Genomic DNA, 25,017 nt, shown 5'->3' with positions numbered 1-25,017 from the left:
GTCAGACGCGGACCTTCGGCTTGATTTCCTCATACTTTCTCGGGCCGATGCCACTCACCTCGCGGAGCTGGTCCACGCTGGTGAAGCCGCCGTGGGCGGTACGGAACTCGGCGATCCTGGCGGCCAGCACCTCTCCCACTCCCGGGAGTTCTTCCAGTTGGTCGGGGGTGGCGGCGTTGAGGTCGAGGATGGCTGTGGCGGGGTCCGCGCCGGGATATCCGGGAGGTACGGCGGCGGCGACCGCAGAGGGAGCACCCACGATGATCTGCTCTCCGTCGATCAGGCGTCGGGCCAGGTTGAGGGGGCCCGTGGAGGCGCCGTGTTTGAGCCCGCCCGCCGCCGTCACCGCGTCCGTCACACGGGAGCCCTGCGGGAGCAGGTAGACGCCGGGGTTGCGGACCTTGCCCGCCACCTGGACGGTCACCTTGGCAGCGGTCGGGGACGGGGATGGAGGGGTTGTCGCAGGTGGCGGCGGGAGGGGCTCCGGAGTGGGCTGGGAACGCCAGACGAAGAAGACGGCGACCGCGACGGCCAGGGCGCCGACGGCGACGAGCACGCGCAGGCCGGGCTTGCTGAGGTCGATGGTGCTGGACGGCTGGGCCGAGGTGATGGCGTCGCGGAACGCTTGGAAGGTCGGGGGCATGGGAGCGGGGCTGCCTGTGACCCGCCGAGGGATGTGCGGGGGCGCCCCTGCGGCGGCCTGGGGCTCGATCCCCGGCCCGCTCCGACGCCCAGCCCGACGCTCGGCTCCGGGGACGCTCTCCCCCGGCTCTGCCTGCTGCTCGGACTGCTGCTCGGACTGCCGCCCGGGCTGCGACATCGCCTGAGGCCCCGCCGAACGCCCGCCCCACGATTCAGGCCGAGGCTCACTCCACAGTTCGGACGAAGGCTCACCCCCGCCCTCACTCCCCGGCTCGCGGGAAGGCGCAACCCCACGGTCGCCCCACAGCTCGGAAGCTGACTCAACCCCACGCCCATCCCACCGCTCGGAGGAGGGCTCAACCCCGCGCCCATCCCACCGCCCGGGAGACGCGAACGCGGGAGCACCGAGCACAGGAGAAGCACTCACAGAAGCGGACGCGGAAGAAGTAGGCGCAGAGGGTGGTGGGGATGCGCTGAGTCGGGAGGTCGGAAGGTTCTGAGCCTCGTCGCCGTATGGATGTCGGTTGCGTCGTCCCGGACGCGGCCGCCGGGCAGGACTCGTGATCGACCGGAGCCTGGATTCGGCTATGGTCCGCTCTGCCGTCGGGTCCTGAGATCGCACGCCGACGAACCTAGGGATGTCACCCCCACCCCCGAGCTACCGAACCGAATTCTGGGGACGACGGAGCCAGGAAACGAGATGACTGTGGAAAACACTGCACCCACCAGAGGGAAGGCCCTCCAAAAGAAGCCGGTCTACCCCTCGTACGCCGTAACAGTCACCCCCAGCATCCCGGGCCCCACATGAGCCCCGATCACCGCCCCCACCTCCACCACCCGCACCTCACAACCCCCCGCCACCCGCTTCGACAACCGCTCCCCCAACGCCTCGGCCCGCCCCGGAGCCCCCATGTGCTGCACCGCCACCCCGGCCCCGCCCAGCTCCACGGCCGCCTCCACCGCCAGGTCCTCCAGCCGCGCGATCGCCCGTCCCGACGTCCGCACCTTCTCCAGCAGGGAGATGCGCCCGTCAACGATGTGCAGCAGCGGTTTGATCATGAGGGCCGACCCGAACAACGACGTGGCGGCGCCGATGCGGCCGCTCCGTCTCAGGTACTCCAGGGTGTCCACGTAGAAGAAGGTCCGGGTGACGGCGGCGGTGCGGCGGGCGGCGTCGGCCACGTCGCCCAAGGAGGCTCCTGCGGCGGCCGAGCGCGCCGCCGCCAGCACGGGATAGCCCAGGCCCATCGCGATGGACCGGCTGTCGATCACCTCCACCGGCACCGGCGCGTCCTTGGCCGCCGCGAGGGCGGACTCGACGGTGCCGGACAGTTCGCCGGACAGGTGGATCGACACCACGCCCGTGGCGCCGGCGGCGGCCAGCTCGTCGTAGCAGGCCGCGAAGCGCGCGGGCGACGGACGTGAGGTGGTGGCGGTGGCCAGGTCGCCGGTGAAGGTGTCCTCGTCGCGTGGGATGCCGCGGGCGACCACTTGTACCGGCACCACCGTCACACCGGGCACAGCGGGCAGGTAAGCGGTGGAATCGGTGACAACGGCGACAGAGGGCGGCATATCCCGAGATTAGCCACCCGCTCCCGAGTCCGGGATTACTGGACCGGCGTGCCGCCCCGCCAGACCCGGCGCGGCTTGAGCCCGAAGGACCAGGCGAAGGCGCCTTCGTGGTCGGCGTCCCACTGGACGATGTCGGCCAGCCGCCCGGGAGCCAGCACCCCGCGGTCGGGCGCCCCGAGGACGGTCGCGCCGCCCAGCGTGGCCGCGCGCAGCGCGTCGTTGACGCTCATGCCGAACGCCGACACCGCCATGGCGATGACCAGCGACATCGAGGTGATGCCGCAGTAGCCGGGGTTGTGGTCGCTGCCGAGGGCGATCTGCACGCCGTGCTTGATCATCTGACGGACCGGCGGCACGTGGCCGCGCTGCAGCGCCGTGGCCGGGCAGACCACCGCGGGCACGCCGTAGCGGGACATGATCGCGATGTCCTCGTCGGACATGTGGTGCAGACCGTCGGCGGAGGCGCAGCCGAGCTCGGCGGCCAGCTGCACGGCGCCGCGACGGCTGAACAGGCCGGCGTGGATGCGCGGGAGCAGCCCCACGTTGCGGCCCGAGGCGAGGACCCAGCGGGACTCCTCGGTGGTGAAGTGGCCCTCGTCGCAGTAGACGTCGACGCTGTCGGCGCCGGCCGCCGCCGCGTCGGCGCACCAGGCGCCCACGGCCTCGACGTACTCGCGCTGACGGCCGAAGTACTCGGGAGGCACGACGTGCGCCGCGAGGAAGGTGACGTGCACCCGCGGCATCATCGGCTCCTTCTCCAGCTCGCGCAGGAGCCGCACGTCGGCCAGCTCGCCGTCGCGGGTGAGGTGGTAGCCGGTCTTGGCCTCGACGGTGGTCGTGCCGCTGAGCAGCCAGCTCCGCAGCCGCTCGCGCACGCCGTTGCACAACGTCCAGGGGTCGGTGCCGCGCGTCACGGTGACGGTGGAGCCGACGCCGCCGCCCGCCGCGGTGATCGAGGCCGCGCTGGAGCCGCCGGTGCGGATGGCCAGCTCGGCGTAGCGGTTGCCGGCGTAGACCGGATGCGTGTGGGCGTCGATGAGGCCGGGCGTGACGAGCGCGCCGCCGAGGTTCTCCACGTGGTCGACGTCGACGATGTCGTCGACGACGCCGGGCACGCTCTGCGGGAGGTCGGGCGCCCGCCCGACCCAGGCGATGCGGTCGTTGTGCACGAGGATGGCCGCGTTGCTGAGGACCTCGTTACCCGTCCACAGGCGGCCGATGTTGGTCAAGAGCCGAACGGTCATCGCACCACCGCCCCCTGCAGGCGCAACACCCAGCGCACGGCCTGTGCCGCGCCCACTGAGTCCGCTCCGGGTCCGGACGACATGGGGGGTCTCCTGCTCTCATCCGCGTGATGTTGTGCGGTGACCGTATCGCCGGAGACATGACCCGGCGATTTCAGTTCAGTTACGTTATTTCACAGCCGGGCTTGGTGTACAGGGTTATTCGGAAGAAAGACCACTCATCCCATCCGTCACCCAGCCACGCCTTGCCCCCCTGGCCCCCGCTGACGACTGCCGCACTCAACGTCATCATCCGAAACCCAGAACCGAAACCAAAAAACCAGACCAACGTTAGGTCTGGCCATCCTAGCAACCCCAGGGTTCCGGGACCACTGCACTATTTGGGCAGCTCTGCGCTACTTTGAGCGAGAGCTGCCCAGCCGTCCCGCTAAGAGACGCGTTCGACCGGCTTGCCCACCCGCTCCAGCTCCTGGAACAGGCTCGGCAGCACGCGGGCGTGCAGGACGGTGCCGTCCTGGACGTGTTCCACGGAGAGCACCTCGCCCTCCTTGTGGGCCCGCGAGACCAGGTCGCCCCGGTCGTAGGGCACCAGCAGGTGGACCTCGTGGTCGAGGCGCGGCAGCCGCTCCTCGATGAGCCGCATGAGCTCGGGGATGCCCTTGCCGGTGCGGGCGGAGACCACGATGCTGTCGCGCTCGCGCCTGGCGATGCGGTCGAGCACCTCCTGGTCGGCCGCGTCGGCCTTGTTGATCACCACGACCTCGGGCACCTCGGAGGCGCCCTCGATGTCGGCGAACACCTCGCGGACGGCCGCGAGCTGCCCCTCGGGGTCGGGGTGCGAGCCGTCGACGACGTGCAGGATCAGGTCGGCGTCGGCGACCTCCTCCAGCGTGGACCGGAACGCCTCGACGAGCTGGTGGGGCAGGTGGCGCACGAAGCCGACGGTGTCGGCGATCGTGAACAGCCGGCCCTCCGGCGTGCGAGCGCGGCGCACGGTCGGGTCGAGCGTGGCGAACAGCGCGTCCTCGACCAGCACGCCCGCACCGGTGATGCGGTTGAGCAGCGAGGACTTGCCAGCGTTGGTGTAGCCCGCGATGGCCACGGCCGGGACCTCGCGCCGCTGGCGCCGGTGGCGCATGGTCTCACGCGAGGTGGACATGCCGCTGATCTGGCGGCGCAGCTTGGACATGCGGTCGCGGATGCGGCGCCGGTCGAGCTCGATCTTGGTCTCACCGGGGCCGCGGCCGCCGATGCCCACGCCGCCCGCGGCGCGACCGCCGACCTGACGGGACAGGTTGCCGCCCCAGCCTCGCAGGCGCGGCAGCAGGTACTGCAGCTGCGCCAGCTCGACCTGGGCCTTGCCCTCACGGCTCTTGGCGTGCTGGGCGAAGATGTCGAGGATCAGCGCCGTACGGTCGATGACCTTGACCTTGACCGTCTCCTCCAGCTGGCGGAGCTGGCCGGGGGTCAGCTCGCCGTCGCAGATCACGGTGTCGGCGCCGGTCGACTCGACCACGTCGCGCAGCTCCAGGGCCTTGCCCGAGCCGATGTAGGTGGCCGGGTCGGGCTTCTGGCGCCGCTGGATGAGCCCTTCGAGCACCTCGGACCCGGCGGTCTCGGCCAGGAGCTTGAGCTCCAGCAGGGAGTTCTCGGCGTCTTCGGCGGTTCCGGAGGTCCAGACACCGACGAGGACGACCCGCTCGAGCCGCAGCTGCCGGTACTCGACCTCGGAGACATCCTGGAGTTCGGTGGAAAGGCCCGCCACGCGGCGCAGCGCCTGGCGCTCCTCGAGGTCCATGTCGCCGGTCTCGAACTCGTCGAGCGCGGTGTATTCGTGCATTCGTGTCATCTCTATGAGGGAACGTCTGGACACCTCGGTGTCTTCCCACGATGGTGGCACGACATCCCCGGCGTCATCACCTGGTTATCCCGCCGAGAGCGTCACGTTGCCGGAACTGGCGGTCAGCGAGATCTTGTGGGGGGAGCTCGGGTCGGACTTGACCGAGACGGTGGCGTCGCCGGAGTCCACGTCGGTCTTCACGTCGTAGGACCCCGTGGGCACCCTCAGGACGACGTCGCCCGAGTCGGCCCGCAGCTCCGCGCTGTCCGGCGCGGTGGCGTACTTGAGCTCGACGTTGCCCGAGTCGGCCTGGACGTACACCTTCTTGCCGGTCATGCCGGAGCCTTCGAGGTCGCCGGAGTCGAGCTTCGCGTCGAGCTGACCGCTCAGCGCCCGCAAGGTGATGTCACCCGAGTCGCTGTCGAGGTCGACGGCCAGCCCCCTGGGGATCTCGATCTTGTAGTCGACGCTGCAGCTCCCCCAGTTGGACGGGCAGTCGTACGTCACGAAAAGCGCCTGGCCCTCGACCTTGTGCTGCGGCTTGGGCTTGTCGTCGCCCCGCCAGCGCAACGTCTCGACGACCCGGACGGCGGTGCCGTCGGTCTCGGTGATCACCGTGTCGCCGGCGTCGCTCTTCACCTGCAGCTTGGAAACCTTGTCCGTCACCTGGTAGGACACGGTGTCCTGGTTCGTGGAGCCGCCGAAGCTCTCGATCCGGCAACCCGTCAGCACCAGCGCGGCGGCCAGCAGTCCGCCCGCCACAGCAATCGTCTTCATGCCCCCGATCCTTTCGCGGGCATGACCCCCTCCGCATCGGGGATGCCCCCGAAGACGCCCCAGGGGTACCCCAGCCTTTGACCCGGGAACCCTGAGCGGAGTAGCTTCACTTCCACAATCCAGAATCAGTTTTCCACTCTACGGAAAAGAGGGGGACATGGAGATCACCGGCCCGATGCTCGAACGGTTCGACGAGATCCTCACGCCGGAGGCGCTCGGCTTCGTGGCGGCTCTCCAGCGGGAGTTCGGCGCCAGGCGGCTGGAGCTGCTCGAAGCCCGCCAGACGCGTCAGGCGGAGCTGTCGGCCGGCGGGACGCTCGACTTCCTGCCGGAGACCAAGGAGGTCAGGGAGGGCGAGTGGCAGGTCGCGCCGCCGGCCCCGGGCCTGGAGGACCGCCGTGTCGAGATCACCGGGCCGGTCGACAGGAAGATGACCATCAACGCGCTCAACTCCGGCGCCAAGGTGTGGCTGGCCGACTTCGAGGACGCCAACTCCCCCCTGTGGGAGAACTGCGTGTCCGGGCAGCTCAACCTGCGCGAGGCGCTCGACCGGGCGATCGACTTCGAGACCGGCGGCAAGACGTACGCGCTGCGGCCCGACGACGAGCTGGCCACGATCGTGGTGCGCCCGCGCGGCTGGCACCTGGACGAGAAGCACGCCCAGGTGGACGGGCGCCCGGTGTCGGCGTCGCTGTTCGACTTCGGGCTCTACTTCTTCCACTGCGCGCAGCGTCAGCTGGACAAGGGCAAGGGGCCGTACTTCTACCTGCCGAAGATGGAGTCGCACCTGGAGGCGCGGCTCTGGAACGACGTGTTCACCCGGGCCCAGGAGCTCCTGGGCATCCCGTACGGGACCATCAGGGCGACCGTGCTCATCGAGACCTATCCGGCGGCGTTCGAGATGGAGGAGATCCTCTACGAGCTGCGCGACCACTCGGCCGGGCTGAACGCGGGCCGCTGGGACTACCTGTTCAGCGTGATCAAGAAGTTCCGCACGCGGGGGCGGGAGTTCCTGCTGCCCGAGCGGAACGCGGTGACGATGACCGCGCCGTTCATGCGGGCCTACACCGAGCTGCTGGTGCGCACGTGTCACAAGCGCGGCGCGCACGCCATCGGCGGGATGGCGGCGTTCATCCCCTCCCGGCGCGACCCCGAGGTCAACGCGGTGGCGCTGGAGAAGGTGCGGGCGGACAAGACGCGCGAGTCGGGCGACGGGTTCGACGGCTCCTGGGTGGCGCACCCCGACCTCGTGCCGGTGTGCCGCGAGGTGTTCGACGGCGTCCTGGGGGCGCGGCCCAACCAGCTCGACCGGCTGCGCGAGGACGTCCGCGTCTCGGCCGCCGACCTGCTGTCGGTCTCCGAGACGCCCGGCGAGATCACCGAGACGGGCCTGCGCAACAACGTCGACGTGGCCCTGCGCTACCTGGCCGCCTGGATGGGCGGCCTGGGCGCGGTCGCGATCCACAACCTCATGGAGGACGCCGCGACGGCCGAGATCTCCCGTTCGCAGATCTGGCAGTGGATCCACAACGACATCACGCTGGCCGACACCGGTGAGCAGGTGACCAAGGAGCTGGTCGAGCGGATCATCGCCGAGGAGCTGGCCCGGATCTCGACGGAGCCGGGCTACGACGAGCGGCTGTTCGGGCAGGCGACGGCGCTGTTCAAGGAGGTCGCGCTGGACGACGACTTCGCCGAGTTCCTGACGCTGCCGGCGTACGCCCAGATGCCGTAGACGTGCTGGAGAGTGACTGGTGCTCGACACGCTGACGGCGGCGCTGCGCTCGCTGCTGCCTCCCGACTCGGTGATCACCGATCCGGTACGCCTGCGCACCTACGAGTGCGACGGCCTGACCAGCCACCGGGCGACGCCGGGCGTGGTCGTGCTGCCCGCGACGGCCGAGCAGGTCGCCGGGGTCGTCCGGATGTGCAACGACTTCGGGGTGCCGTTCGTGGCCAGGGGGTCGGGCACCGGCCTGTCCGGCGGCGCGCTCCCCCGCGAGGACGGCGTGCTCATCGTCACCTCGAAGATGCGCCGGATCCTGGAGATCGACCTGCCCAACCGCAGGGCCGTGGTCGAGCCGGGCGTGACGAACCTGGCCATCACCGAGGCCGTGCGCGACGCGGGCTACTACTACGCCCCCGACCCCTCCAGCCAGCAGGTCTGCTCGATCGGCGGCAACGTGGCGGAGAACTCCGGCGGCGCCCACTGCCTCAAGTACGGCTTCACCGTCAACCACGTCGAGGCGTGCGAGATCGTCACCCCCGACGGCGACCTGGTCGTCCTCGACCGCATGGACCCGGGCTACGACCTGCTCGGCGCGTTCGTCGGCTCGGAGGGCACGCTGGGCATCGCCACCAGGATCACCGTGCGGCTGAGCCGGGCGCCGGAGGCGGTGACCACGGTGCTGGCCGCGTTCGAGGACATCGAGCAGGGGGGCCGGGCGGTGTCGGCGATCATCGGGGCGGGCATCGTGCCGGCCGCGATCGAGATGATGGACGCGCTGGCCATCGCGGCCGCCGAGGCGGCGGTCGCCTGCTCCTACCCGCGGGGGGCGGGCGCGGTGCTGATCGTGGAGCTGGACGGGCCGCGGGAGTCGGTCGAGCGGGAGTTCGCGCGGCTGACGGAGATCTGCTCGGACGCCTTCGAGCTGCGTGTGGCGGCCGGTCCCGAGGAGCGCGCGGCCATCTGGAAGGGGCGCAAGTCGGCCTTCGCGGCGGTCGGCCGGATCAGCCCGGCCTACATCGTCCAGGACGGCGTCGTGCCGCGCACGTCGCTGCCGGGCGTGCTGGCGGCCATCGACCGGCTCTCGCGCGAGCACGGCATCAGGGTGGCCAACGTCTTCCACGCCGGCGACGGCAACCTGCACCCGCTGGTGCTGTTCGACGACGCCGAGCCGGGGGCGGGCGAGCGGGCCGAGGCGGTCTCGGGCGCGATCCTCGACCTGTGCGTCGAGCACGGCGGCTCGATCACCGGCGAGCACGGCGTCGGGGTGGACAAGGCCCGCTACATGCCGAAGATGTTCACCGGCGCCGATCTGGACACCATGCAGCTCGTCCGGTGCGCGTTCGACCCGGGCGGCCTGTCCAACCCGGGCAAGGTGTTCCCCACGCCGCGGCTGTGCGGGGAGGTGCCGGGCGTGCGCAAGGGCGCGCACCCGCTGGTCGAGTCGGGCAGGGCGGAGCAGTTCTGATGGCGGATCCGTTCTCGGGCGCCGGCGTGCCGGTCAGGGCGGCCGGGCCCGAAGACCCGGCGCACCGGTGGGGCGCCCGGTGGGTGGCGCTGCCGGAGACCGTCGAGGAGGTCGCCGCCGTGCTGCGCGCGTGCGCCGCGGCCGGCCTGGCGGCGGTGCCCGCGGGGGGCGGCACGAAGCTGCACTGGGGTCCGCCGCCGGAGCGGTGCGACGTGCTGCTCGGCCTGTCCCGCCTGGACGCGGTCCTGGAGCACGCGGCGGGCGACCTGGTGGTGCGCGCGCAGGCCGGCGTGCGGACGGCGGCGCTGGCGGCGGCGCTCGCGGCGCGCGGGCAGGAGCTGGCGCTCGACGTGCCGTTCGCCGGGCAGGCGACCGTCGGCGGCACCCTCGCCGCCGCCCTGCCGGGCCCTCGCGCCTTCCGCTACGGCACCGCCCGGGACCTGCTCATCGGCGTCACGGTGGTGCTGGCCGACGGCACGGTCGCCCGGTCGGGCGGCAAGGTGGTCAAGAACGTCGCGGGCTACGACCTCGGCAAGCTGTTCACCGGCTCGTACGGCACCCTCGGGGTGATCGCGGAGGCCACGTTCCGGCTGCATCCGCTGCCCGGCGAGCGGTGCTGGGTGGTCGCCGGGATGCCCGCGGACGACGTGCCGGGCGTCGCGGCGGCGCTGGCGGCCGCGCAGGCCGAGCCGAGCGCGGTCGAGGTGGACCGTCCGGAGCCGGGCGGCCCGGTGACGCTGGCGGTGCTGGTGGAGGGCACGGCCGCGCGGGCGCGCGCCGAGACGCTGCGCGACCTGACCGGCGGCGGGGCGGTGACCGGCGAGCCGCCGTCCTGGTGGGGGGTCGTCCCACGAGGTGAGGTGCTGGTCGAGGTGCGTTTCCCGCCCGCGGCGGCCGGCGCCGTGCTGCGGGCGGCGCAAGGGTGCGGCCTGTCGCTGCGCGGGTCGGTGGTCGCCGGCCGGGTGCTGCTGGAGCCGGGCGCGCCCGTCGCCGAGGACGCGCTGCCTGGCCTGGTGAGCGGGCTGCGGGAGCGGGTCGAGGCCGCGGGCGGCCGGGTGAACGTGCTGGCCGCGCCGTATGCCGGGGTCGACAGGTGGGGGCGGGTGAGCGCGCTGCCGTTGATGCGGCGGGTCAAGGAACGGTTCGACCCCGGGCGCATGATGTCGCCCGGACGGCTGGCGGGAGGCCTGTGACCATGGACCCGGAGCTGATCGGCGACTGCGTGCACTGCGGGTTCTGCCTGCCGACGTGCCCGACGTACGCGTTGTGGGGCGAGGAGATGGACTCGCCGCGCGGGCGCATCCACCTGATGAAGCAGCACGTCGAGGGCGTTCCGGTCACCCCGGAGATGGCCGGGCACTTCGACGCCTGCCTGGGCTGCATGGCGTGCGTCACGGCGTGCCCGTCGGGCGTGCGCTACGACCGGCTGATCGAGCAGACCCGCGCCGAGGTCGAGCGCACGCACGTGCGCGAGCCGCGGGATCGGGCGGTGCGGGAGATCGTGTTCAGCCTGTTCCCCTACCCGCGCAGGCTGCGGCTGCTGCGGCCGACGATGTGGCTGGCCGGGCGGATGGCGTCGTTCCTGACGCGGGTCCATCCGAGCCTGGGCGCCATGGCCGCGCTCGCGCCGCGTGTGGAGCACCGGCAGCGCCTGCCGCGCCTGGTCGGGGCCAGGGGCAGGCGCAGGGCCGTGGTCGGGATGCTCACCGGGTGCGTGCAGGGCGAGTTCTTCCCGCAGGTGAACGCGGCCACCGCGCGGGTGCTCGCGCTGGAGGGCTGCGACGTGCTCGTTCCGGCCGGGCAGGGCTGCTGCGGGGCGCTCAGCGTGCACGCCGGGCGCGCCGATCAGGCCCGGCGGCTGGCCCGCCGGACGGCCAGGGCGTTCCGGCGGGCGGGGGTCGAGACGGTCGTGGTGAACGCGGCCGGCTGCGGCTCCGTCATGAAGGAGTACGGCGAGCTGTTCGGCGCCGATCCCGGGTTCCGGGTGCGGGACCTGTCGGAGTTCCTGGCCGAGCTGGGCCCGGCGGCCAGGCGGCATCCGCTGCCGCTCACCGTCGCGTACCACGACGCCTGTCACCTGGCCCACGCCCAGGGCGTCCGGGCGCAGCCGCGCGAGCTGCTGCGCGGCATCCCCGGGCTGGAGCTGCGGGAGGTCCCCGAGTCGGCGATCTGCTGCGGGTCGGCGGGGACGTACAACATCCTGCAACCGGAGGCGGCCCGCGACCTCGGCGACCGGAAGGCCGGGGCGGTCGCCTCGACCGGGGCCGAGCTGCTGGTCTCGGCCAATCCGGGATGCACGATGCAGATCGCCACGGCGATGCGCCGGGCCGGGAAGGAGATCAGGGTGGCCCACACCGCCGAAGTGCTGGACGCCTCCCTGCGCGGGGTGTCGCTGTGAGCGTGCAGTCGGTCGAGCGGGCGCTCGACGTGCTGGAGGCGCTGGCCGAGCACGGCGGCGAGGCGGGGCTGTCGGAGATAGCGGCGCGGACGGGCCTGCCGTACGGGACCATCCACCGGCTGCTGCAGACGCTGCTCGCCCGCGGTTACGTGCGCCAGGAGTCCGACCGCCGGTACGCGCTGGGCGGCGGGCTGGTCCGCCTGGGCGGCATCGCGGAGAGCATGGTGGGCGGGTGGGCGCAGCCGTACCTGACGCGGATGGTGGAGCTGTCCGGCGAGACGGCGAACCTGGCGGTGCTCGAAGGCGACTTCGTCGTCTACGTGGCGCAGGTGCCCTCGCCGCGCAGGCTGCGCATGTTCGCCGAGGTCGGCAGGCGGGTGCTGCCGCACAGCACGGCCGTGGGCAAGGCGCTGCTGGCCGGGCGGGCGGCCGCGGAGGCGATGGCGGTGTTCGAGCGTACGGGCATGCCGCGGCGCACCCCGAACACGATCACCGACGCGGCCGGCATGCTGGCCGAGCTCGCCCGGGTCAAGGAGTGCGGCTACGCGACGGACCTGGGCGAGGAGGAGCTGGGCGTCCACTGCCTGGCGGTGCCCGTCCGCGACGGCGAGCGGGTGGTGGCCGCGATGTCGGTGTCGGGGCCGGCCGAGCGCATCGACGCCCTCGACCGCGACGAGCTGGCCGAGGGCATGCGGAGGATCGCCGCCGACTTCGGCCGCGAGCTCGCCCCGGCCTCGTCGAAGTAGCGCCTGCCGAACGGCTCCGGCGGCTATTCTGTTGCGCTGTGAGCAACAGCACGACGGTTCAGTCCGTCGACCGGGCCATCGCGATCCTGGAGATCCTGGCCCGCGAGGGCGCCACCCGGGTGACGGACCTCGCGGTCGAGCTCGACGTGCACAAGTCCACCGCGTTCCGGCTGCTGGCCGCCCTGGAGCAGGGCGGGCTGGTGGAGCAGAGCGGCGACCGGGGGCGCTACCGGCTGGGGTTCGGCGTCGTACGGCTGGCCGGCGCGGCCACGGCCCAGCTCGACCTGTCCAGGGAGGGCCGCGAGGTCTGCCTGCGGCTGGCCGAGGCGGTCGGCGAGACCGTCAACATCGCGGTCCCCCAGGACGGCGACACGGTCAACATCAGCCAGGTGCGCGGCCCGGCGGCGATCAGCGGCCACAACTGGGTCGGCCAGCGCACCCCGTCGCACGCCACCTCCAGCGGCAAGGTGCTGCTCGCCTTCGGCGCCCTGCGCCTGGCCGGCGAGCTGGAGCGCTACACCCCCCGCACCGTCACCTCCCCGGACGGCCTGGGCCTGGAGGAGATCAGGCGGCGCGGCTGGGCGGCCACGGTGGAGGAGCTGGAGGTCGGGCTGAACGCGGTGGCGGCGCCGATCAGGGGGGCCGACGGCTCGGTGGTGGCCGCGGTCAGCGCGTCCGGGCCGTCGTACCGGCTCACGCCCGAGCGGCTGCCCGAGGTCGGTGAGTTGCTGGCCGCGGGCGCGAGGGAGATAAGCCAGCGCATCGGCTATTACCGTTGAGAGCATGTGCAGAAGCATCAAGACCCTGCGGCCGCCGTACGCCGAGAGCGTGACCGAGGACGACGTGCGGGCCGCCGCGCTCCAGTACGTCCGGAAGATCTCCGGATTCCGCGCCCCTGCCGCCCACAACGCCGAGGCGTTCGACCGGGCCGTGGAGGCGATCACCAGGGCGTCCGAGGAGCTGCTGGGGGCGCTGGAAGTCCGCGGAGGTCGGTGACGCGTCCGCGCCCCGGCGGGCCGGTCAGCGGGTGGCGGGGCCGTCGGGGGTGCAGAAGATCTTGAGTTCGACCTCCTCGCCGTCCTCCGGCTCGAACTCGACCTTCGCCTCGCGGGCCGGGCCGGGCTGGACGCCGTCCACCGAGTAGCCCTGGGCCGGGCTCCAGGAGCGCAGCGTGACCAGGCCGCCGGAGCAGGAGGCGATGACCGTGCCGGCCTCGGTGCGCATGAGCCGGTCCTGGGCGCGGGCGGACGTCCGCGGCACGGGCGTGGCGGCGCGCGCGGTGGCGGTGGAGAGCGCGGCGCGCACCTCCGGCCCGCTGAGCACGCGGCTGGACGTGCCGGTCACCCCGGTTCCGAGCAGGCCGAGCACGGCCACGGCCGCCCCGGTCGCGGCGGCCGCGGTGACGGCCCAGGCCAGCACGAGACGCTTCACGCTCCCACCCTTCCCCACGTACGGCTAAGCGCAGGTTAAGGCGACGCTAACGGTGCTCGGTGCATCACCACGGACCGTCTACGGTTTGGGTATATGGCTGACATCCTGCTCATCGAGGACGACGTGACCATCCGGACGTCGTTGAGCCGGGGCCTGCGCGATCTCGGCCACGCGGTCTCCTCCTCCCCGACCGCGCTGGAGGGGTTGCGGCTGGCCGTGCAGGACCGTCCCGACCTGATCGTGCTCGACCTGGGCCTGCCCGACCTCGACGGCGTCGAGCTGCTGCGCATGTTGCGGGCGGTGAGCCGGGTGCCGGTGATCGTGGCGACCGCCCGCGACGGCGACGCCGAGATGGTGCCCGTCCTGGACGCGGGTGCCGACGACTACGTGGTCAAGCCGTACAGCGCCCGGCAGCTCGACGCCCGGGTGCGGGCGGTGCTGCGGCGCGCGGGCGAGGCCGCGCCGGAGCCGCTGGCCGTGGGCGGGCTGCGGGTCGATCCCCGGGCGCGCACGGCCACGCTCGACGGCGTGTCACTCGACCTCACGCCGCGCGAGTTCGACGTGCTGCACTTCCTCGCGGCCCGGCCGGGCGAGGTGGTCACCAAGCGCGAGCTGCTGACGGAGGTGTGGCGGCTGCCGTACGGCGGCGCCGACAAGACCGTGGACGTGCACCTGTCGTGGCTGCGCAGGAAGCTCGGCGAGACCGCGGCCGAGCCCCGCTACCTGCACACCGTCAGAGGCGTCGGGGTCAAGCTGGTCGGGCCGTCGTGAGGCGCTGGCTGGCGCTGCTGGTGGCGGCGACGACGTCGCTCGTGCTGATCGCCCTGCTGGTGCCGATGGCGCTGCTGATCGGCACGGTGGCCGAGAACGGCGCGATGAGCCGGGCCACCGCCGCCGCCGAGTCCGTCGCGGTCGCGGTCGGCACGCCCGACCTGCCGCTGGCCGTGGAGCAGGTGCCGCGGCGGGTGACGGTGTTCCTGCCCGGCGGGGGCACGATGGGCGCGCCCGCCGCCCGCTCCGACGCCGTGCGGCTGGCCGCGACGGGCCGCAGCGTGACCGCCGTCGCCCCCGGCGGCCGGGAGGTGCTGGTCTCGGCGCAGTCCCCCGACGGCACGGCCGTGATCAGGGTGTTCGTGCCGGACGACGAGCTGACGCACGGCGTGCGGGCGGCCTGGCTGGCGCTGCTCGTGCTCGGACTGGGGCTCATGGTGCTCGGCATCGTGCTGGCCGACCGGCTGGCGCTGGCCGTGACCAGGCCCGTGGTCGGGCTGGCCCGCGTGTCGCACCGGCTGGCCGGCGGCGATCTGAGCGCGCGAGCCGAGCCGGGCGGGCCGCCGGAGGTGCGGTCGGTGGCGCTGGCGCTCAACCATCTGGCCGGGCGCATCGGCGACCTGCTGGCCGCCGAGCGCGAGTCGGTCGCCGACCTGTCCCACCGGCTGCGCACGCCGCTGACCGGCCTGCGGCTGGAGGCCGAGTCGCTGCGCGACCCGGAGGAGGCCGCCCGGGTCCAGAACCGGGTGGACGCGCTGGAGCGGGCGGTCAGCGCGGTCATCACCGAGGCGCGGCGGCGCTCGGCGGGGCGCGGCTCGTGCGACGCGGCCGAGGTGGTGCGCGAGCGGGTGCGGTTCTGGTCGGTGCTGGCCGAGGACCAGGGGCGGCCGGTGTCGGTGTCGCTGCCCGACGCGCCCGCGCCGGTCGCCGTCGGCGGCGAGGAACTGGCCGCGTGCGTGGACGCGCTGCTCGGCAACGTGTTCGCGCACACCCCGGAGGGGACCGCCATGGCCGTGCGGCTGTCGTCCCGGCCGGGCGGGACGCTGCTGGTCGTCGAGGACTCGGGGCCGGGGTTCGACCCGGGGGCGCTGGAGCGGGGGATCAGCGGGGGCGGCTCGACCGGCCTGGGGCTGGACATCGCGCGGCGCACCGCCGAGTCGTGCGGCGGCACGCTCGCCGTCTCGGCGCCCGAGGGCGGCGGGGCCCGCGTGGAGCTGACGCTGACCGCCCCCGGCGGGGCTCTCAGCAGTCCTTGAGTATGCCTTCCATCGCGCTCTTCTCGCCGTCGGTGATCCAGACGTCGTACTTGCTCTTCACGTCGATCTGGCGGGCGATGTAGGCGCACCGGTACGCCTTGCGCGGCGGCAGCCAGGTGGCCGCGTCGGAGTCGCTCTTCTGGTTGTTCAGCGGGCCGTCCACCGCCAGCAGGTTCAGCGGGTCGTTGGCGAACTCCTTGCGCTTGGCGGGCGACCACTGCTGCGCGCCCTTCTGCCAGGCGTCCGACAGCGGCACCAGGTGGTCGATCTGGACGGCCGTGCTGGTGTCCTGGCCGCGCTTGAACGTGATGGTCTTGCCGCTGTAGGGGTCGTCCAGGGTGCCGGTGAGGACGATGCAGTCGTGGGTGCCCGACTTGAACGTCTCGTCCTTCAGGTCGCGCTTGAGGATGTCGTTGCGGGTGTCGCAGCCGTTGTGGTCGACGTCGGCCCAGGCGGGGCCGAACTCGTCGCGGTCGAAGCCGGTGCGCGGGGCTCGTCCCTTGACCTTGAGCTTGTCCAGCTTCTTGCGGGCGTCCGAGACCGACGCGGAGTCCGGTTCGGCCGGGTCCGGGCCGCCCGACTGCGCCTCCAGGCCGCCGCAGCCGGCCAGCATCGTCACCATGGCCAGACCGGCCGTGAACGCCCGTGTGCGCACGTGATCCCCCAGACTTCGGTTTTCGTAAAGTCTAGGTATAGCAAGTACCCCTAAATGGTCTTATAACGCTAAAAGGGCGTCCAAGAGCCACTCTGCCAGGTACGCGGTGAACGACGACCTGACGTGGATCCGGTACTCCCCGGCCGCCCGCCGTTCCAGGATCACCGAGGCCCGGCCCAGCAGCGTCTGCGCGTGCCCGGGGAACACGTCGGGATGCAGGTCCACGGGACAGCCGGTGATCAGGACGTCGTCCGCCATCGGCCCGGACAGCTCCAGGATCGTCCGCTGCCCCGAGGCGTCCACCCAGCCGGGCCCCGGCGCGGCGTCCCCGGTCACCAGCCACCACGACGGGCCGAGCCGCAGCCCCACGCCGGGATCGGCGCCCCTGACCTCCCACATCGGCTCGAACGGCAGCTCGCGCAGCCGCACCGACGGCCCGCTCGCCGCCGCGAACCGGTCGGCGAACGCCGCCGCCGGGCTCTCCCGCGCCGGAACGCCCCCGAGTGCCGCGGGCGCGTCCTCCTCCAGGGGGTCGCCGTCGCGGCGGGTGTTGCCCGGGTCGTACAGGACCGGCTCGACGACCGTCACGCCGGTGGCCGCCGCCCCCGACACCGCCGTGAGCCGGTCCCCGGGCACGACGTCCCTGACCATGGCCAGCCCGAACGTCCGGCCGAGCGCCGCACTGGCGTAGCCGGAGGTGACGTGCCCCAGCATGGGCGCGCCCGGCCCGCCCCTGACGAGCTGGGCGCCCTCCTCGATCGGCGTCGCGGGATCGTCGGCGAGCAGGCCGACCAGGCGTTTGCGGCCCTCGCGGGCGGTGTCGGGGCGGGCGTGCGAGCGTTTGCCCACGAAGTCGGGCTTGCGCGCGGAGACGATCCACGACATGCCGAGGTCGTGCGGCGTGACCGTGCCGTCGGTCTCCTGGCCGACGATGGCGAACCCCTTCTCGGCCCGCAGCACGTGCATCGCCTCGGTCCCGTACGGCACCGCGCCCAGCTCCAGCACGGCCTCCCACAACGCCCTGCCGTACGGCCAGGGCACGTTGACCTCGTAGGCCAGCTCGCCGGAGAAACTGATCCGGAACACCCGGCCGGGCACGCCGAGCACGTCCGTCCCGGCGTACCGCATGAAGGGCAGGCCGAGCGCGCCGGGCGCGACGGCGGCGATCACCCGCCGCGCCTTGGGGCCGGCCACGGCGACCGTCGCCCAGTGATCGGTGACCGAGGTGAAGGAGACGTCGAGCTCGGGCCACTCGGTCTGCCGCCACTCCTCCAGCCAGTCGAGCACCGCGGCGGCGTTGCCGGTGGTCGTGGTCATCAGGTAGTGGTCGGCGGCGAGCCTGGTCGTGGTGCCGTCGTCGAACACCATGCCGTCGGCCCGGCACATGAGCCCGTAACGGCAGGCGCCGACGGCGAGCGTGGAGTACAGGTTGGTGTAGATCCGGTCCAGGAACGCGCCCGCGTCCGCGCCCCGGATGTCGATCTTGCCCAGGGTGGAGGCGTCCATGGCGGCGACGGAGGTGCGGGCGGCCCGGCACTCGCGCGCCACGGCGGCCTCCATGGTCTCGCCGTCCAGCGGGAAGTAGCGAGGGCGCTTCCACTGGCCGACGTCCTCGAACACCGCGCCCGCCGCGACGTGCGCGGCGTGCATGGCGGTGGTCCTGACCGGGTCGGAGAGCGCGCCGCGGTCGCGCCCGGCCCACGTCGCGAACGACACCGGCGTGTACGGCGGCCGGAACGTGGTCGTGCCCACCTGCCCCGGCGCGGTCCCGAGCAGCGCCGACATCACGCCCACGACGACCGTCCCCGACGTCTTGCCCTGGTCGGCGCCGGTGCCCGCGGTGGTGTAGCGCTTGACGTGCTCGACCGAGCGCATCCCGGCGCCGGTCGCCCTGGCCAGGTCGGCCACGGTCACGTCGCGGTGCAGGTCGGCGAAGGCGGGCTCGTCGCCGTCCCCCTCGACCAGCCACAACGCGGCGGGTGGCCGCGGGGGGCGCTCGTCGCAGTCGGGCACGCGGAGTTCGCGGGCGGCGGATCCGGCGGCCTCCCGGCCGGCGGCGTGGCCGTCGGCGATGGCCTCGCGGGTGCCGTACCGGCCGCGGCAGGCGCCTGCGGAGCGTTCGGCCTGCGCCGAGACGTCCGGGACGAACGCCTGCACCCCCTCGTCGAAGCGCACCCGTCCCTGCGACTGGCTGAACAGGTGCACGGCGGGGTTCCAGCCGCCCGCCACGGCCAGCAGGTCGGCCTCGATGTGCCGCTCCCCCACCCGCACGCCGGTCAGCACGCCGTCCGCGCCGGCCGTGGTGCCGGTGATCACCTGCCCGGCCAGGGTGTCGGGGGTGAGTCCTGCGGGGCGCGGATCGACGATCGCGGCGATCTCCACGCCGGCCGCGCGCAGGTCCGCGGCGGCCTCGTAGCCGGAGTCGGCGCAGGCCAGGACGACCGCGCGGCGGCCGGGGAGCACGCCGTACCGGTTGGCGTAGGCGCGGGCGGCCGAGGCCAGCATGACGCCGGGCCGGTCGTTGCCGGGGAAGGCGAGCGAACGCTCGTGGGCGCCGGTCGCCAGGATGACCCGGCGGGCCCTGATGTGCCACAGCCGCTCGCCGCGCGCCCGCCGCTCGACGGCCACCACGTAGTTGTGGTCGTGGTAGCCGACGGCCGTGGTCCTGGTGAGCACCCGCACGCCGGACAGGTCGAGCGAGTCCACCCAGTCGAGCGCGGGCGCGCCGTCGAGCAGCACCCGGCTGTTCAGCAGGTCGCCGCCGAGGCGGGGCTGGTCGTCGAGCAGGATCACCCGGGCCGCGCGGGCCGCGGCGGCCGCCGCCAGCCCGGCCGGGCCGCCGCCGACCACCAGCACGTCGCAGTGCAGGTAGCCCTTGTCGCAGCGCCGGTCGTCGGCCGCGTCGAGGTCCACCCGGCCCTTGCCGCGCAGGCTCCACGCCTCCAGCCCGTCGTACAGCTCCACGGTCGTGGCCGCCAGCATCGGGTCGGCGCCCACGCGGACCAGGGCGTTCGGCTCCTCGGGACCGGCCGAGAAGACGCCGCGCGGGCGGCCGGACTCCACGCCCCGGCCCACCACCCGCACCCCGTTGCGCAGCAGTGCGGCGGCCAGCGTGTCGCCCGGCTCCCCCTGGAGGGGACGGCCGTCGAAGGTGAACCTCATGGCGCCTTCCTGATCTCGTGCGTGACCGTGTGCCGTTCGACGGTGAACCAGGTCCGGCAGCCGTGCGTGTGGAACCAGCGTTCGCGGAACCAGCCCTTGGGGTTGTCGCGCAGGAAGACGTAGGCGGCCCACTCCTGGTCGGACAGCTCGCCGGGGGCCTGCGGGTAGGGGATCCCGGCCTGGCCGCCGTAGTGGAACTCGGTCTCGTCGCGGGGGCCGCAGTGGGGGCAGTCGAGCAGCAGCATCAGTGGGCCACCGCCGCCGCGCCGTGCTCGTCCACGAGCGCGCCCGTGGTGAACCGCTCCAGCGCGAACGGCTCGGCCAGCGGGTGCGGCCGGCCGTTGGCGATCGTGTCGGCGTACACCCAGCCGGAGCCGGGGGTCGCCTTGAAGCCGCCGGTGCCCCACCCGGCGTTGACGTAGAGGCCGTCCACGGGGGTGGCGCCGATGATCGGGGAGGCGTCCGGCGAGACGTCCACGATCCCGGCCCACGTCCGCAGCACGCGGACCCGGCTGAACAGCGGGAACAGCTCCAGGGCCGCCGCCATCTGCGCCTCGATCACGTGGCACCCGCCGCGCTGCCCGTAGGAGTTGTACGCGTCGATGCCCGCCCCCATGACCAGCTCGCCCTTGTGCGCCTGGCTGACGTACACGTGGACGGCGTTGGACATGACGACGCAGTCGAGCACCGGCTCCAGCAGCTCCGACACCAGCGCCTGGAGCGGGTGCGACTGCAGCGGCAGCCGGATCCCGGCCCGTTCGGCCAGGACCGAGGTGTGCCCGGCCGAGGCGAGCGCCACCGTGCCCGCCGCGATGGGCCCGCGCGAGGTGCGCACGCCGGTCACCCGGTTGCCGGTGATCTCGAACCCGGTCACCTCGCAGCCCTGGATCAGGTCCACGCCGTACGCGTCGGCCTGACGGGCCAGCGCCCAGGCGACGTGGTCGTGCTTGGCGATGCCGCCGCGCCGCTGCAAGGTGGCCCCCAGGACGGGGTAGCGGGCCCGGCCGGAGACGTTGACGATCGGGCAGAACTTCCTGACCTCGTCGGCGTCCAGCCATTCGGCGTCCACGCCGTTGAGCCGGTTGGCGTTGACCCGCCGCCTGCCCTCGCGCACGTCGTGCAGGTTGTGCGCCAGGTTGAGCACGCCGCGCTGGCTGAACTGCAGGTCGTAGTCCAGTTCCGCGCTCAGGCCCTCCCACAGCTTCAGCGAGTGCTCGTAGAGGGCGGCGCTCTCGTCCCACAGGTAGTTGGAGCGGATGATGGTGGTGTTGCGGGCCATGTTGCCGCCGGCCAGCCAGCCCTTCTCCAGGACGGCGACGTTCGTCAGGCCGTGGTTCCTGGCCAGGTAGTAGGCGGTGGCCAGGCCGTGCCCGCCGCCGCCCACGACGACCACGTCGTAGGAGGGCCGCGGATCGGGGTTGCGCCAGAGGAAGCCGGGGTGGGTCAACGTCTGATCTTCTCCATCCGGGGGTCGAACAGCGGCTCGGCGGCGACCTCCGCGGGCACGCGGCGGCCGAAGTACGAGATGTCCACCCGCGTCCCCGGTCCGGCCAGCTCGGCCGGCAGCCAGGCGTAGGCGATCGGACGGCCGATGGTGTGCCCGTACGCGGCGCTGGTGACGTACCCGGCGACGCGACCGGCGTGCCAGACGGGTTCCTTGCCCATGACCACCTCGGCGCTGAGCAGCGGCACGAGCCTGCGCGACGGCTCGGCGCGCAGCGCGTCGCGGCCGTGGAAGTCCTTGTCCTCCTTGACCGCGAAGCCCAGCCCGGCCTCGTACGGGTCGTGCTCGGTGGTCATGTCCACGCCCCAGAGCCGGTACCCCTTCTCCAGCCGGAGGCTGTTGAACGCGGCCCGCCCGCCCGCGACCGGCGTCCCGGCGGACCGCAGCGTGTCCCACAGCTTGAGCCCCATGTCGGCGCCGGTGTAGAGCTCCCAGCCCAGCTCGCCCACGTACGAGACGCGCATCGCGAGCACCGGCACCTGCCCGACGTACCCGGACCGGCAGGTGAAGTAGCGGAAGCCCTCGTTGGACAGGTCCATGTCCGTGAGCCCCTGCACCAGCTCCCTGGCCTGCGGCCCCCACACGCCGACGCAGCAGGTGCCGGGCGTGATGTCCCTGATGTGCACCCCGCGGGGGGCGTGCCGGGTCAGCCAGTCGAGGTCGAGGTTGCCGTTCGCGCCGAGCTGGAACCTGTCCTCGGCCAGCCGCGCCGCCGTGAGGTCGGAGCGGATGCCGCCGCCGGCGTCCAGCAGCAGGGTGTAGGTGACCGTGCCGGGCTTCTTGTCCACGTTGTTGGTGGTCATGTGCTGGAGGAAGGCCGCCGCGCCCGGACCGCTGACCTCGATGCGCTTGAGCGAGGTCATGTCGTAGAGCGCGACCCGCTCGCGGGTGGCCCACGCCTCGGCGGCCGCGATGGGCGACCAGTGACGGGCGGCCCACGCGTCCCGCCGGTCGGCGCCGATCCGCGGCTCTTCGAGGCCGGCGAGCAGCGGCTCGTTCGCCTCGAACCAGTGCGGCCGCTCCCATCCGGCCGACTCCAGGAAGTACGCGCCCAGCTCCACCTGACGCGGATGGAACGGGCTGGTCCGCATCGGCCGCGGCGACTCCATGGGCTGCAACGGGTGGATGACGTCGTAGACCTCGACGAAGTTCTGCCTGCCGCGCTCCTCGACGTAGGCGGGCGACAGCTGCGCCTGCTCGAACCTGGCCGGTTCGCACTCGTGCAGGTCCACCTGCGACCGGCCGGTCACCAGCAGCTCGGCGACCGCCCTGGCCACCCCCGCCGAGTGCGTCACCCAGACGGCCTCGGCCAGCCAGAACCCGTCCAGCTGCGGCGCCTCGCCGATCAGCGGGAAGCCGTCGGCGGTGAAGGAGAAGACGCCGTTGATGCCGTCCTCGTACTTGGCGCCGGCCAGGGCGGGCAGCAGCTCGGCGGCGTCGCGCCAGGCGGGTTCGAAGTCCTCCTCGGTGAACGACTGGACCGAGGGCATGGTGGTGCCCTTGGGGCCGATCTCGTGCTGGGCGACCGGCATGGGGCGGTGGGCGTAGGAGCCGATGCCGATGCGGTCGCCGTGCTGCCGGGCGTACAGGTCGCGGTCCTGGTGGCGCAGGATGGGGCCCTCGGGCTGCGGAGGCAGGGGGCCGGACTTCGCGTACTGGTGGGCCAGCGGCAGCAGCGGCACGGTCAGCCCGGCCATCTCCCCGATCGACGGGCCCCAGAATCCGGCCGCGCACACGACCACGTCGGCCGGGATCGTCCGGTACTCCCCCGCGGCCAGGCAGGAGACGCCGGTGACCCGGCCGCCCTGCTGCTCGACGCCGGTCACGGTGTGCCCGCCGAGGAAGCGCGCCCCGCGTTCGGTGGCCCGCGCCGCCTGCGCCTCGCCGCAGGCCACGGCGGCGGCCAGGCCGTCGCCCGGCACGTGGAAGCCGCCCAGCACCCGGTCGCGGTCCAGCATCGGCCACAGCTCGGCGCACTGCGCGGCGTCCAGCAGGCGGCCCTCGACGCCCCACGACTGCGCCCAGCCGAGCTTGCGGTGCAGGTCGGTCCAGCGCTCGGGGGTGGTGGCCACCTCCAGGCCGCCGACCTGCCGGAAGCAGTGCGCGCCGAGCGCGGTGTACTTGCGCACGGTGTAGGCGGCGAACTCGGTCATGGTCTTGGACGGGTTCGTCTGGAAGACCAGGCCGGGGGCGTGCGAGCTGGAGCCGCCCGCGGCGAAGAGCGGGCCCTGCTCCACCACGGTGACCTCGCTCCAGCCGCGTTCGGTGAGCTCGTCGGCCACCGCGCACCCCACGATCCCGGCTCCGATGATCACCACGCGCGGCCGACCCATCACGCCTCCGGTTGTTCCTTAATACGCAACATGCACCGGACTACGCAACGAACATAAGGCCCTGGCTCCCTGCGGACAAGAGCTAGCCGAGCGGCGAGGTGTCCCGTCCCAGGTACGTCACCGGCCCGGCGTCGGCCACCGCCAGCTCCACGAAGCCGAGGCGGTCGTAGAAGGCCCGCGCGGGCGCGTTCGTGCTGACCATCCCCAGATGCAGCCGCGGCACCCCGGCGGCGCGCAGGCCGTCGACGAAGGCGCTCATGAGCCGGCGTCCCCAGCCCTTGCCCTGCCAGTCGGGCAGCAGGTCGATGTGCAGGTGGGCGGGGTGGCCGGCCAGCTCGGGCACCAGCATGCGCTCGGGCCGGTGGTGCAGGGCGAGCATCACGTCGTCCGCCGTGACCGGCGGGTCGGCGGGAAGGGGGCAGCGGGCCGCGGACGCCGGGATCCACTCCTCGCGGTAGCGGCGGACGAACGCCGCCGTGTCCGCGGTGCCCACGACGTAGCCGACGGCCTGGCCGGTGCCGTCGTCCACGACGTGGGCGTGCTCGGGCTCCAGGGTGACGTAGGGGGCGGCGAAGATGTCGCCCATGAGCAGGTCGGAGGCGTACTGGCCGCGGGCGTCGCCACCGGCGTCGGCCGTGCGCACGCAGATGTCGTAGACGGCGGCCAGATCGGCCGGACGGTAGGAACGTACGAAGGGGGCGGTCATTCCCGACAACGTACTAGAAGGACCGTCTAGGTGATCAGGATGCCGCCGTCCACCGGCAGCGTGACACCGGTGACGTACGACGAGGCGTCGGAGGCCAGGAAGACCGCCGCCGCCACCAGCTCGGCCGGGTCGCCGGGCCGTTTCATCGGCACCCGCAGCTCCAGCATGCGTTCCAGGTAGCCGGGCGGGTACTGCTCGGTCATCTCCGAGGCGAAGAACCCCGGCTCCAGGCAGTTGACCCGGATGCCGCGCCGGGCCGTCCACTGCTGGGCCAGGTCGCGGGTGAGCCCGGCCACGGCCGCCTTCGACGCGCTGTAGGCGGCCTGCGGCAGCCCGGCGGTGGTCGCGCCGAGGATGCTGCCGATGTTCACGATCGACGAGCCCGGCCGCATCACCCGCGCGCACGCCTGCGCCATCCAGTACGTGCCGTGCAGGTTGATCTCCACCACCCGGCGGAACTCCTCGGGCCGCTCGCGCAGCGCGGGCACGGCGGTGCCGACCCCCGCGTTGTTGATCAGCACGTCGACCGCCCCGAACTCGGCCACGGCCGCGGCGACCAGCGCGTCGCACTCCTCCGGCGCCGCCACGTCGGTCGGGACCGGGAGGCAGCGGCGCCCGGCCTCCTCGACCAGGCGCCCGGTCTCCGCCAGCCGGTCCGCGCGCCGGGCGCCGATCACGACGTCGGCGCCGGCCTCGGCCAGCCCGCGGGCGAAGGCCACGCCCAGCCCCGACGACGCGCCCGTGACGATGGCGACCTTGCCGTCGAGGCTGAAGCGCTCCAGCACG

At 73.1% G+C, this 25,017-nt stretch carries 22 protein-coding genes; 9 read left to right on the top strand and 13 right to left on the bottom strand.

Going from position 1 to position 25,017, the window contains the following annotated elements; genetic code table 11:
- Position 1 precedes the first annotated feature (1 nt).
- From ACFYUV_RS27045 to ACFYUV_RS27025, 5 genes are all read right to left on the bottom strand, one after another.
- The gene (locus tag ACFYUV_RS27045; protein WP_387672394.1) at positions 2–643 is read right to left on the bottom strand and encodes a helix-hairpin-helix domain-containing protein; all 642 of its coding nucleotides are present in this window, start codon (positions 641–643) and stop codon (positions 2–4) included.
- Positions 644–1,398: 755 nt separating this feature from the next.
- Positions 1,399–2,214 (bottom strand): DegV family protein, encoded by an 816-nt coding sequence (locus ACFYUV_RS27040; protein ID WP_387672391.1) that lies wholly within the window; start codon positions 2,212–2,214, stop codon positions 1,399–1,401.
- Between the two features lie 35 nt (positions 2,215–2,249).
- Positions 2,250–3,458 carry an imidazolonepropionase gene (gene hutI / locus ACFYUV_RS27035; protein ID WP_125633626.1) on the bottom strand — a complete coding sequence of 403 codons (1,209 nt, stop codon included), beginning with the start codon at positions 3,456–3,458 and terminating at the stop codon, positions 2,250–2,252.
- Between the two features lie 427 nt (positions 3,459–3,885).
- Positions 3,886–5,298: a GTPase HflX gene (gene hflX / locus ACFYUV_RS27030; RefSeq protein ID WP_352352434.1), complete on the bottom strand. Its 1,413-nt coding sequence runs from the start codon at positions 5,296–5,298 to the stop codon at positions 3,886–3,888.
- Positions 5,299–5,382: 84 nt separating this feature from the next.
- Positions 5,383–6,075, bottom strand: coding sequence for a DUF4097 family beta strand repeat-containing protein (locus tag ACFYUV_RS27025; protein ID WP_387672388.1), 693 nt, complete (start codon positions 6,073–6,075; stop codon positions 5,383–5,385).
- Positions 6,076–6,232: 157 nt separating this feature from the next.
- Between ACFYUV_RS27025 and aceB the strand changes: the two genes are divergently transcribed.
- From aceB to ACFYUV_RS26990, 7 genes are read left to right on the top strand one after another with little or no spacing between them, the layout of a single operon-like run.
- A complete protein-coding gene (aceB, locus tag ACFYUV_RS27020) occupies positions 6,233–7,810 on the top strand; it encodes a malate synthase A (RefSeq protein WP_387672385.1) in 1,578 nt (525 codons plus the stop codon).
- A 19-nt stretch (positions 7,811–7,829) separates the two neighbouring features.
- Positions 7,830–9,269 (top strand): FAD-linked oxidase C-terminal domain-containing protein, encoded by a 1,440-nt coding sequence (locus ACFYUV_RS27015; protein WP_387672382.1) that lies wholly within the window; start codon positions 7,830–7,832, stop codon positions 9,267–9,269.
- Positions 9,269–10,462, top strand: a complete 1,194-nt coding sequence (locus ACFYUV_RS27010; RefSeq protein WP_387672379.1) for an FAD-binding oxidoreductase — start codon at positions 9,269–9,271, stop codon at positions 10,460–10,462. Before ACFYUV_RS27015 ends, ACFYUV_RS27010 begins: the two co-directional genes overlap by 1 nt.
- 2 nt (positions 10,463–10,464) lie before the next feature.
- The gene (locus tag ACFYUV_RS27005; RefSeq protein WP_387673229.1) at positions 10,465–11,667 is read left to right on the top strand and encodes a (Fe-S)-binding protein; all 1,203 of its coding nucleotides are present in this window, start codon (positions 10,465–10,467) and stop codon (positions 11,665–11,667) included.
- A gap of 2 nt (positions 11,668–11,669) precedes the next feature.
- Positions 11,670–12,413, top strand: a complete 744-nt coding sequence (locus ACFYUV_RS27000) for an IclR family transcriptional regulator (RefSeq protein WP_387673226.1) — start codon at positions 11,670–11,672, stop codon at positions 12,411–12,413.
- A 38-nt stretch (positions 12,414–12,451) separates the two neighbouring features.
- Entirely contained in the window at positions 12,452–13,192 is a 741-nt protein-coding gene (locus ACFYUV_RS26995) for an IclR family transcriptional regulator (RefSeq protein WP_358291960.1), read from the top strand.
- A 4-nt stretch (positions 13,193–13,196) separates the two neighbouring features.
- Positions 13,197–13,409 (top strand): DUF2277 domain-containing protein, encoded by a 213-nt coding sequence (locus ACFYUV_RS26990; RefSeq protein ID WP_352322770.1) that lies wholly within the window; start codon positions 13,197–13,199, stop codon positions 13,407–13,409.
- 24 nt (positions 13,410–13,433) lie between these two features.
- Here ACFYUV_RS26990 and ACFYUV_RS26985 read toward each other — a convergent pair whose 3' ends face one another.
- Positions 13,434–13,844, bottom strand: coding sequence for a hypothetical protein (locus ACFYUV_RS26985; RefSeq protein WP_387672376.1), 411 nt, complete (start codon positions 13,842–13,844; stop codon positions 13,434–13,436).
- Positions 13,845–13,937: 93 nt separating this feature from the next.
- Between ACFYUV_RS26985 and ACFYUV_RS26980 the strand changes: the two genes are divergently transcribed.
- Together ACFYUV_RS26980 and ACFYUV_RS26975 are read left to right on the top strand one after the other, a co-directional pair.
- On the top strand, positions 13,938–14,615 hold the full coding sequence (locus ACFYUV_RS26980) for a response regulator transcription factor (RefSeq protein WP_352322768.1): 678 nt from the start codon (positions 13,938–13,940) through the stop codon (positions 14,613–14,615).
- Positions 14,612–15,871 carry a sensor histidine kinase gene (locus ACFYUV_RS26975; protein ID WP_387672373.1) on the top strand — a complete coding sequence of 420 codons (1,260 nt, stop codon included), beginning with the start codon at positions 14,612–14,614 and terminating at the stop codon, positions 15,869–15,871. Before ACFYUV_RS26980 ends, ACFYUV_RS26975 begins: the two co-directional genes overlap by 4 nt.
- Here the strand turns inward: ACFYUV_RS26975 and ACFYUV_RS26970 are convergent.
- The 7 genes from ACFYUV_RS26970 to ACFYUV_RS26940 form a co-directional block, all read right to left on the bottom strand.
- Positions 15,858–16,526, bottom strand: a complete 669-nt coding sequence (locus ACFYUV_RS26970; protein WP_387672370.1) for an HNH endonuclease family protein — start codon at positions 16,524–16,526, stop codon at positions 15,858–15,860. The genes ACFYUV_RS26975 and ACFYUV_RS26970 overlap by 14 nt on opposite strands.
- Positions 16,527–16,586: 60 nt before the next feature.
- Complete coding sequence (locus ACFYUV_RS26965) at positions 16,587–19,688, bottom strand: 2Fe-2S iron-sulfur cluster-binding protein (protein WP_387672367.1); 3,102 nt, start codon at positions 19,686–19,688, stop codon at positions 16,587–16,589.
- Positions 19,685–19,933: a sarcosine oxidase subunit delta gene (locus ACFYUV_RS26960; RefSeq protein ID WP_358291951.1), complete on the bottom strand. Its 249-nt coding sequence runs from the start codon at positions 19,931–19,933 to the stop codon at positions 19,685–19,687. Before ACFYUV_RS26960 ends, ACFYUV_RS26965 begins: the two co-directional genes overlap by 4 nt.
- Entirely contained in the window at positions 19,933–21,135 is a 1,203-nt protein-coding gene (locus tag ACFYUV_RS26955) for a sarcosine oxidase subunit beta family protein (RefSeq protein WP_364343325.1), read from the bottom strand. The genes ACFYUV_RS26960 and ACFYUV_RS26955 overlap by 1 nt, the downstream gene beginning before the upstream one ends.
- Positions 21,132–23,525, bottom strand: coding sequence for an FAD-dependent oxidoreductase (locus ACFYUV_RS26950; RefSeq protein WP_387672363.1), 2,394 nt, complete (start codon positions 23,523–23,525; stop codon positions 21,132–21,134). Before ACFYUV_RS26950 ends, ACFYUV_RS26955 begins: the two co-directional genes overlap by 4 nt.
- Before the next feature lie 82 nt (positions 23,526–23,607).
- Complete coding sequence (locus ACFYUV_RS26945) at positions 23,608–24,231, bottom strand: GNAT family N-acetyltransferase (protein ID WP_387672360.1); 624 nt, start codon at positions 24,229–24,231, stop codon at positions 23,608–23,610.
- A 26-nt stretch (positions 24,232–24,257) separates the two neighbouring features.
- On the bottom strand, positions 24,258–25,016 hold the full coding sequence (locus ACFYUV_RS26940) for an SDR family NAD(P)-dependent oxidoreductase (protein ID WP_387672357.1): 759 nt from the start codon (positions 25,014–25,016) through the stop codon (positions 24,258–24,260).
- Position 25,017: the final 1 nt, after the last annotated feature.

This window comes from Nonomuraea sp. NPDC003560 (assembly GCF_042878785.1).
GTDB lineage: Bacteria > Actinomycetota > Actinomycetes > Streptosporangiales > Streptosporangiaceae > Nonomuraea.
This window is presented reverse-complemented; position numbering and strand designations above follow the sequence as displayed.

Excerpts from the sequence above, each read along its gene's own strand:
- ACFYUV_RS26960 (WP_358291951.1), bottom strand. The coding sequence starts at position 19,933 with ATGCTGCTGCTCGACTGCCCCCACTGCGGCCCCCGCGACGAGACCGAG.
- ACFYUV_RS26945 (WP_387672360.1), bottom strand. The coding sequence starts at position 24,231 with ATGACCGCCCCCTTCGTACGTTCCTACCGTCCGGCCGATCTGGCCGCC.
- ACFYUV_RS27040 (WP_387672391.1), bottom strand. The coding sequence starts at position 2,214 with ATGCCGCCCTCTGTCGCCGTTGTCACCGATTCCACCGCTTACCTGCCC.
- ACFYUV_RS26990 (WP_352322770.1), top strand. The coding sequence starts at position 13,197 with ATGTGCAGAAGCATCAAGACCCTGCGGCCGCCGTACGCCGAGAGCGTG.
- ACFYUV_RS27025 (WP_387672388.1), bottom strand. The coding sequence starts at position 6,075 with ATGAAGACGATTGCTGTGGCGGGCGGACTGCTGGCCGCCGCGCTGGTG.
- ACFYUV_RS26980 (WP_352322768.1), top strand. The coding sequence starts at position 13,938 with ATGGCTGACATCCTGCTCATCGAGGACGACGTGACCATCCGGACGTCG.
- ACFYUV_RS26965 (WP_387672367.1), bottom strand. The coding sequence starts at position 19,688 with ATGAGGTTCACCTTCGACGGCCGTCCCCTCCAGGGGGAGCCGGGCGAC.
- hflX (WP_352352434.1), bottom strand. The coding sequence starts at position 5,298 with ATGCACGAATACACCGCGCTCGACGAGTTCGAGACCGGCGACATGGAC.
- ACFYUV_RS26950 (WP_387672363.1), bottom strand. The coding sequence starts at position 23,525 with ATGGGTCGGCCGCGCGTGGTGATCATCGGAGCCGGGATCGTGGGGTGC.
- hutI (WP_125633626.1), bottom strand. The coding sequence starts at position 3,458 with ATGACCGTTCGGCTCTTGACCAACATCGGCCGCCTGTGGACGGGTAAC.
- ACFYUV_RS27010 (WP_387672379.1), top strand. The coding sequence starts at position 9,269 with ATGGCGGATCCGTTCTCGGGCGCCGGCGTGCCGGTCAGGGCGGCCGGG.
- aceB (WP_387672385.1), top strand. The coding sequence starts at position 6,233 with ATGGAGATCACCGGCCCGATGCTCGAACGGTTCGACGAGATCCTCACG.
- ACFYUV_RS27045 (WP_387672394.1), bottom strand. The coding sequence starts at position 643 with ATGCCCCCGACCTTCCAAGCGTTCCGCGACGCCATCACCTCGGCCCAG.
- ACFYUV_RS27005 (WP_387673229.1), top strand. The coding sequence starts at position 10,465 with ATGGACCCGGAGCTGATCGGCGACTGCGTGCACTGCGGGTTCTGCCTG.